Annotated in this window: 5 protein-coding genes and 1 other RNA gene; 4 read left to right on the forward strand and 2 right to left on the reverse strand. The window is 72.7% G+C overall.

Annotated features, from left to right (window positions below; translation table 11 throughout):
* The first annotated feature begins 223 nt into the window (after positions 1-223).
* The 4 genes from ACPA54_RS23325 to ssrA all read left to right on the forward strand — a co-directional run bounded on the left by ACPA54_RS23325 (position 224) and on the right by ssrA (position 3,822).
* The gene (locus ACPA54_RS23325; RefSeq protein WP_423532739.1) at positions 224-1,480 is read left to right on the forward strand and encodes a murein hydrolase activator EnvC family protein; all 1,257 of its coding nucleotides are present in this window, start codon (positions 224-226) and stop codon (positions 1,478-1,480) included.
* A gap of 87 nt (positions 1,481-1,567) precedes the next feature.
* The gene (locus ACPA54_RS23330; RefSeq protein ID WP_423532740.1) at positions 1,568-2,683 is read left to right on the forward strand and encodes a S41 family peptidase; all 1,116 of its coding nucleotides are present in this window, start codon (positions 1,568-1,570) and stop codon (positions 2,681-2,683) included.
* Positions 2,684-2,746: 63 nt separating this feature from the next.
* Positions 2,747-3,289 carry an SsrA-binding protein SmpB gene (gene smpB, locus ACPA54_RS23335; RefSeq protein ID WP_423532742.1) on the forward strand — a complete coding sequence of 181 codons (543 nt, stop codon included), beginning with the start codon at positions 2,747-2,749 and terminating at the stop codon, positions 3,287-3,289.
* Positions 3,290-3,454: 165 nt separating this feature from the next.
* Positions 3,455-3,822, forward strand: a transfer-messenger RNA (tmRNA) gene (gene ssrA / locus ACPA54_RS23340).
* A 907-nt stretch (positions 3,823-4,729) separates the two neighbouring features.
* On the opposite strand, the gene ACPA54_RS23345 is transcribed toward ssrA, so the two are convergent.
* A complete protein-coding gene (locus tag ACPA54_RS23345; RefSeq protein WP_423532744.1) occupies positions 4,730-5,704 on the reverse strand; it encodes a carbohydrate kinase family protein in 975 nt (324 codons plus the stop codon).
* Complete coding sequence (locus ACPA54_RS23350) at positions 5,701-6,969, reverse strand: AGE family epimerase/isomerase (protein WP_423532746.1); 1,269 nt, start codon at positions 6,967-6,969, stop codon at positions 5,701-5,703. The genes ACPA54_RS23345 and ACPA54_RS23350 overlap by 4 nt, the downstream gene beginning before the upstream one ends.
* Positions 6,970-7,110: the final 141 nt, after the last annotated feature.

Here is a 7,110-nt window from a genome sequence, read left to right on the forward strand (position 1 = left end):
GACGCCCCGCGCCCTTCCCGGCTCAACCGGCCCCCAACCCCCCCCGCCTCCCGCCTCCCCCCCCCCCCGCCGCCCTTGTTCCTGTGTGTGCGCCGCGCGGCTGCCGCGTTCTCCGGGCCGTCGGCGGTGCGGCCACGGCCATTCGAGTGGCAAATCAAATGAAAAGCTGCTTAATGCATCGGATTGCGGCAATCCGGCCTGCGACTCCTGGTACCTGTGGGACATGCGCCCCACACACCGCCGACGGATCGGCCTCCTGGCGCTGATCGCGGCCACGGGCGCGGCGATCGGCTGGGGGACCGCGCGCGCCGACGACGACGCCGGCACCGCGAAGGCCGACGTCGATCGCCAGGTCGCCGCGGTGCGCACCGACCTCGACGGATCCGTGCAGCGCCTGGAAGCCGCCGAGACGGCCTACGCCGACGCAAACGCGCGCATGCCCGAGGCACAGTCCGCCCTCGACCAGGCCCGCGTCCGCCTCGACGCGGCCCGCGCCCGCGACACCGAACTCCGGGCCCGGCTGGCCCGCGCCGTCGCCGACGAGGCCACCGCCCGGCAGCAGCTCGCCGACGTCGGCTCCGCGATGGACGCCATGCACGACGCCCTCGGCCAAGTCGCCTCGCACGCCTACCAGAACGGCGCACTCGCCCAGCTCTCCGTGATCATGCACGCCGAGACCCCCGGTGAACTCCTCGACCGTCTGGAGGGCTACCGCTCCCTCCTGCGCGCCGACGAATCCACCCTCGCCCGGCTCCGGGAGATCCAGAGCGAGACCGACGGCCGCCAGAAGGCCCTGGCGCGCGCCCGCGACGACGTCCGCGCGCAGCAGGAAGCCGCCGCTGCCCAGCTCGCCGAAGTCCGCACCCTGGAAGCCCAAGCCGAGAAGGCCTCCGCCTCCGTCGCCGCACTCGTCGAACAGCGCCGGGCCGCGCTCGCCACCGCCCAGCAGGAGAAGGCCGCCGACCAGCAGCGCTACGAAGCCCTCCAGGCCGAACAGCACCGACTCACCGAGCTGGTCAACCGACTGAACGCGCCGTCGGGGGACGCGGCTTCCGCGGGTGGCGGCGGGGCCTCGCGCGGCCGCACCGGGGCGCTGTCGTACCCGATCGACGCCGCCGTGACGTCCGTCTACGGCATGCGCTTCCACCCGGTCCTCGGCTACGTGAAGCTGCACACCGGCACCGACTTCGGCGCCTCCGAAGGCACCCCCGCCCACACGGCCCGCGAAGGCACCGTGATCGCCGCCGGCTACAACCCCGCCTACGGCAACCGTGTCGTCGTGTCCCACGGCCGGGTCAACGGCGTCGCCCTCACCACCACCTACAACCACCTCTCCCGCATCGACGTGCACGAAGGCCGGCGGCTGCGCCGCGGCGACACCGTCGGCCTGGTCGGCACCACCGGCTGGTCGACCGGCGCCCACCTGCACTTCGAGGTGCTCGTGGACGGGGAGTTCGCCGACCCGCAGACCTGGCTCTAGACCTCGCTCCAGACCCCGTGCGGGCCCCCCGCCCGGATCGCGCGCGGTGGGGCTTCCGGTGCGGGCGGGGTGCCCTATGCTCCCGCCATGACGTCGGGTCGGGTACGCCGCAGGGCCGTGCTGGCCCTCGCCTTCGGCGCCGCGCTGACCACCGGCGCGGCCACCGGCGCGTGGTACGACACGGCCGTCGACGCGGCGGTCCCGGGGCAGCGCGGGGCGGAGACGCGGGTGCGTACGCCCTTACCGCCCGGCGGAGTTCCCCTCGACGGTGTGCCGCTGGGCCCGGACGAGGCCCGCGAGCTGCTGTCGGTCCTCGACGACCCGTGGGCGGCGTACTACCCGGCCGACGCGGTGAGCGGCTATCGGCGGCAGGTCGACGGCACTTATCCCGGCGTGGGGCTGACCCTGCGCCAGGCGGCGGGGTGGGTGACCGTGGCGTACGTCCAGCCCGCCGGACCCGCGGCGCGGGCCGGGATCGTGGAAGGCGACGAGATCACCGCCGTCGACGGCACCCCGGCGGGCGACCTCGGCCTCGCGGGCGTGGTCGCGGCGCTGCGCGGCCCCGTCGGTACGCCGGTCACGCTGACGGTCGGCGCCCGCCCGGTCGACCTGGTCCGGGAGATCCTCACCGGCACCGACGTGACCGCCCAACCGGTGCCGGACACCGGCCTGCTGTGGCTGCGCGTGGCGGGCTTCGGGCGCGGCACCGCGGAGCGGGTCCGCGCGGCGCTCGCCCGGGCCCCGGAGGGCGTCCTGCTCGACCTGCGCGGCAACCCCGGCGGGCTCGTCGACGAGGCGGCCGCGGTGGCGTCCGCGTTCCTGCCGCCCGGACCGGTCGTCTCGTACGACGACGGCACCGGCGGGCGCCGTGAACTCGACGTCGCGGGGCCGCCCGGCGACACCGACACTCCTGTCGTCGTCCTCGCCGACGGCGGCACGGCCAGCGCGGCCGAGGTGCTGCTCGCCGCGCTGCGGGACCGGGGGAGGGCGGTCGTGGTCGGGAGCACCACCTACGGCAAAGGCTCCGTCCAGGCGCCCACCACGCTCGGCGACGGCGGCGTGCTCAACCTGACCATCGGCCACTGGTACCCGCCCGGCGGGCACGCCGTGGATGGACGCGGCATCGACCCCGACATCGCGGTGCCGGCCGGGGAGGCGGAGGCTCGCGGCGTCGAGGTGCTGGAGGGGCTCGCGGACGAGTGACGCGACGGCCGCGCGTCAACCCCGTGGCCGGAACGGCCGCCGATGGGCGACAATGCGGAGATCATGGCTAAGCGACCAACCATCGTGCAGATCCCCGGGAAGCCGACGAAGTCGAAGAAGGCCCAGGCTGCTCCCAAGCGCAAGCTCATCGCGCAGAACAAGAAGGCGCGGCACGACTACCACATCGACGACACCCTGGAATGCGGCGTCGTCCTGACCGGCCCCGAGGTCAAGTCCCTCCGCCAGGGCCGGGCATCGCTGGTGGACGGCTTCGCGACCATCGACAACGGCGAGGTGTGGCTGCGGAACGCGCACATTCCCGAGTACTTCCAGGCGACCTGGAACAACTCGGCACCGCGCCGCCCGCGCAAGCTCCTGCTGCACCGCCTCGAGATCGCCAAACTGGAGAACAAGCTGAACGACTCGGGCACCACGCTCGTCCCGCTCAGCATCTATTTCAACGAGGACGGCCGGGTCAAGGTCGAACTCGCGCTCGCCCGCGGCAAGAAGCTGTACGACAAGCGCCAGACCCTGATCGAGAAGCAGGGCAAGCGCGAGGCGGAGCGGGCGATGAGCGCGGCGATCCGGCGGCAGACCCACGGGTGAGCCGCGCTCGTGCGTGCTTCGTGCCCCGGGGGCGACCCGCGGGGGAATGAAGTGGACCGTCGGCGGCGTTGAACCGTACGATGGCACCGGCCGTCGCCCGCTCAGGTGTGTTCGGGAGGCGACCGTTTCAAGCCGAGGCTTGGTGCGACGCTTGAAAACTCAATAGGGGGTGATCGGTTTCGACTGGAGATGTCGGAGCAGAGGAAGCGAGCCGAGGAAGCGGCCATGATCTCGTTAACCACAGGCCGAAACAAATAATCGCCGATACCAAGCGCGATTCCTTCGCCCTCGCCGCCTGAGCGAGTTTCGAAGGTGTCAGACCGGGCGCGTCCCCGTCCCGGATCCTGGCATAATCAAGGGGACTCCACCGTCCTACCCGGTTACGGGGTAGTCCGGAAAATCAAACAGTAACTGAGCCCGTCGGCAACTTGTCCGCGTGATTGCCGGGGCTGAGAAAAGCACAGCGGACTGCGCTCGGAGAAGCTCTGGTCTCGCACTTCAGGACGCGGGTTCAATTCCCGCCACCTCCACCCCTTTCCGACGAACCGACTATGGCCGCAAACCCCGCGGCCATAGTCGGTTCGTCTGTTTGTGCGGCTTCGCCGCCGGCGGGGGCTCCGCCACCCGCACCCCCCGCCTGAGGTGAGGTTCCGCAGGGTTGTGGGTTTACGGCCCGCGGGTGGGGTCGGTTTGATGTGTCTACGCGGCTTGTGTTCTCTCGGACGTTCGCGACTTCGCCTCGCTGGGTGTCTTGGGCGGTGGCCGGTTGCCCTCGTGTTGTCCTCGTGTTGTCTTCGTGTGTGCGCCCCCAGCCTGAGGTGAGGGGGCCGCGGGCTGTTGTTTTCGCCGGCCCGAGGTGGAATGCGTTGTCGGGTGAGCGTTTGCGTGGTGCCGGGCGCGATCGCGTCGGTTGTGCCCGCCTCGGTGCGGACTTCTGTGCCTCGCGGCGGGTTTCGCGCGTCGGGGTGACTGCTGCGAGAACCCTTTGTTCGGCGGCTGCCGTGGTCCGGTTGGGGCCTGTGAGGCGGGTCGTTCGCGACCTGCGCTGGGCCGTTACCCGCACCCCCGGCATGTGCGCGGCCCCGGCCCGCCTCATGCCTTGCCCGGTTTCGGGGGCGGGTGGGGGAATTGCCGCTCTGCCCCCGTTTCTGTGCCCTTGCCGTGCTGCGGCTGCGGCGCTAGCCCCCGGCCGCGCTCGCCGCCCGTGGACCCGCTTGCGGATGGCGAGCGGGTCGGTGCCAGGCGGTCGCCGTTTCTGCGGCGCCTGGTTGGGCTTCCTGGTGTGCGCCCGTATTTCCGGCGGTTTCCGCGCTCCGGTGACCTGTGTGCTCGACGCCCCCACGACTGCCGCTGCTCCGCTGCTTCTGGGTGCCGCGCCCTGACTGTCGGGTGCGCCTGCTCGCATGCGCGCCGCCGTTGCTCGGTGTTCCCGGAGTTTCGTCAGGTGGAGGACTTGAGCCAGGCGTCCAGCTCGTCGGCTGTCGGGGGGTTGGCGCCTTCTCGGGTGCAGGTCAGGGTGGCGGCGGCGGTGGCGTATTCGAGGACGGGGCGGAGGTCGTCCGGGGGGAGGGCGCGGAGGGTGCCCACGTTGGTGCCGCCGAGGAGGTTGCGGGTGGCGAGCGCGTGCAGGAGGGCGCCCATGAAGGCGTCGCCTGCTCCCACGGTGTCGACCACCTCGGCTTCGGGGGCGCCTACCGCCACGGCCTCGTGGGGGGTGACCGCGGTGGCGCCGTCGGGGCCCTGGGTGACGACGACGAGGGCCGGGCCGGAGTCGCGCCAGAGGCGGGCGGCTTCGACCGGGTCGAGGTCGGGGTAGAGGTGGCGCATGTCTTCGTCGCTGGCCTTCACGACGTCGCAGAGGGGGACCAGCGCTTCGAGGCGGCGGCGGATCGCGGGGACGTCGCCGGCGATGTCCGGGCGGACGTTGGGGTCCAAGGTCAATGTCACCGCACCGCGGGCGTGTTCGCGGAGGATCATGCGGAACAGCGCGGTGCCGCCGGGCTCCAGGTGGAGCGCGACCGAGCCGACGTGCAGGGCCTGGACGTCGGGGCCCAAGGGGTCCGGGAGTTCGTCGCTGGTCCACTGGCCGTCGGCGGTTCCGGTGAACCAGAAGTCGTAGGCCGCGCGGCGATGTTCGTCGAAAGTGACGACGGCGAGGCTGGAGGGTTCCGCGGCGTCGACCAGGTAGCGGGGCGAAATGCCGTCGACGGCGAGGCGGTTGCGGATGCGGGTGCCGAAGGCGTCGGCGCCGATGCGGGCGATGAGGGAGGCGGGGCTTCCCAGGCGGGTCGCCGCAATGGCGATGTTGGCGGGGCTGCCGCCGGCGAGCGCACGGTAGGTGTCCGCGCCGGTGGGGACCAGGTCGATCACGTTCTCGCCGGCGACGGCGATCGGGTAGGCGCGTGTGTCCGTCATGCCGCTTCACCGCCGGAGGCGGCGTCGCGTACGGCGCCTGCGGCGCTGCCCGCGAGGGGCAACTGGGGGAGGAGGGTGGCCTGGTAGGCGTGGTAGATGTCCGGCTTGCCGGCCCAGACCGTGGAGGCCGGGCGGTTGTCCGCGTCGAGTTCGTGGTGCCAGCTGCCGTCATGTTCGTCGATGACGTACTGCGCGCAGTAGTCCCACCACGTGCGGTACCAGTGCTCGTAGACCAGGTCGCCGGTCCGCCGGTGCAAGGCCGCGGCGGAGCAGATCGCTTCCGCGATCACCCAGTGCATGCGGGCGCGGACCACGGGGCGGTCGTCGTGGTCGACCGTGTAGACGAAACCCGGCTGCCCGTCGGCGTCCCACCCCGCGCCGACCGCCACGACGAACAGCCAACGCGCCGCTTCCGCCAGCCAGTTCGGTGGGTCGGGCAGTGCGGCTTCGAGGTTGAGCAGCAGGCGCGCCCATTCGAGCGCGTGGCCGGGTGTCGTGCCGTACGGGCGGAACGGGTCGGCGCGGTTGGCGTCGTGGTACTCCGGCACGATGTGCCCGTCGGCGGAGAAATGCTCGGGGACCCGCCACCACTGCGAGCGGGCGACGTGGTCGACGAAGAACTCGGCGATGCGCAGCGCGCGGTCCCGCCACACCCCGTCGCCGGTCGCGTCGGCCGCGGCCAGGAACGCCTCGACCGCGTGCATGTTCGCGTTCGCGCCGAGGTACGCCTCGGGCTCCTGCCAGGCGCGGTCCCACGATTCGCGGACCCAGCCGCGCCGGTCGTCCCAGAAGCGGGATTCCATGACGTCGCACGCGTCGGCCAGCAGGGCTTTGGCGCCCGCTCGTCCGGCGACGGTCAGGCTTGCCGCGGCGAGGAGGACGAAAGCGTGTCCGTACGCCGTCTTGCGGCCGTCCGACGGCTTGCCGGGTTCGGGGATGGCCGGATACCAGCCCCCGTGCTCCGCGTCCCGCAGCGGGCCGTCCAGGGCCGCGAGGCCGCGGTCGGCGAGCGGGCCGGCGCCCGGGCGGCCGCGCAGGTGGGCGAGGGCGTACACGTGGGCCATCCGCGCGGTGATCCACAGGTGGACGCCGGGTGCCGGGTCGGGCGTGCCGGAGGCGTCGAGCCAGGCGAAGCCCGCGCCGGCGGCGGGTGCGGCGGCGGTGCCGAACCGCAGCAGACGGCCGCCTTCCGCGTCGAGCCACGCGCGGTGTGCGGCCAGAGCGACCCAGGAAGGGTCGCGGGACCCGTGGTGTGAGGCGTTCATCGCGCACATCGTCCCACCGGGGCGGTGGGAAGTGGCAGGAACGCGCCGGGCAGGGGCGGCGGGCACCCGACCGGGTGCGCCATGTGTCCGGAAAGCACGGAACCGGCGCGCGCCGGGGCGCGCGCGTGTCGGACGTTTATA

The sequence above is a fragment of the Uniformispora flossi genome (genome assembly GCF_049534875.1).
Taxonomy (GTDB): domain Bacteria; phylum Actinomycetota; class Actinomycetes; order Streptomycetales; family Streptomycetaceae; genus Yinghuangia; species Yinghuangia aomiensis.